Below are 906 nucleotides of genomic sequence, written 5' to 3'. Positions count from 1 at the left end.
CGACGACGACTCCACCATCACCGACAACGACCCCACCAACTGCGCCAACACCGTCGAAGACTGCTTCAACTGAGCGACTGAACCACCACATAACGCCGGAGGTCCGGCTCCGCCGCGCGGCGGAGGCGGACCTCCGGCCCATCTGCCGGGTACGGGCGGGCCGCTCCCGACCATCACCTTTGACCCTCCGCGGCGGCCGCCGCGAGCTTTCCGCCATCAACCACGTCCTCCGCGCCCGCGCGCCACCAGCCACGTCCTGGCGGCATCCGCGAGCTTTCCGCCACTGGCCACGTCCTCAGGACCGGTCGTACCAAGCCCGGCCCGGGCGTCCGCACTCCTGCCGTCCGCGCCGGGCATACCTAATGCGGGGTTTTTTCGGATACGCACCCATAGTGAAGAAGATTCCCATACGGTGTTGTTCAACAGCTACAACCGATTTGTAGCGAAGGCCGCCTCGCCAGGGCGAAGCGACCTTGTCTGGTATGAGGAGAGGGCAGAGAGCTCAGATGTCCAACTACCTTCGCGATAACGATGACGTCACCCGCGAGACGAAGTCCCCGTTCCGCCGCCGCCGACTCTGGCTGGTTACCGGCGTTGCGGGGCTCACGGGAGCAATCAGCCTCGCGGGCGTCGCCTACGCCACCACCGGGGTCACCGGCGCCCATCGGCTGACGGACGTGAAGTGGTCGACCGCCCAGCTGGTCAGCGACGACGGCAAGGACCGGGACAAGGACAAGGACAAGGACAAGGACCGGGACGACAAGGGCAAGGACCACGAGGGCAAGGACCGGGACAAGGACCGGGACAAGGACCGGGACAAGGACCGGGACAAGGACCGGGACAAGGACAAGGGCAAGGACCGGGACAAGGACAAGGACGAGCGCGATGTTCGGGAGGTGGACTGTG

The 906-nt window shown here is 66.1% G+C and carries 1 pseudogene; it reads left to right on the top strand.

What is annotated here, in order from left to right:
• Positions 1 to 506 precede the first annotated feature (506 nt).
• Positions 507 to 906 (top strand): annotated as a pseudogene (locus ACLQ2U_RS32170) (hypothetical protein); the annotation flags it as partial.

The organism is Micromonospora sp. DT47, assembly GCF_049844475.1.
Classification (GTDB): domain Bacteria; phylum Actinomycetota; class Actinomycetes; order Mycobacteriales; family Micromonosporaceae; genus Micromonospora.
Note: the sequence above shows the minus strand (reverse complement) of the source record. Positions and strands in the feature narration are given on the sequence as shown.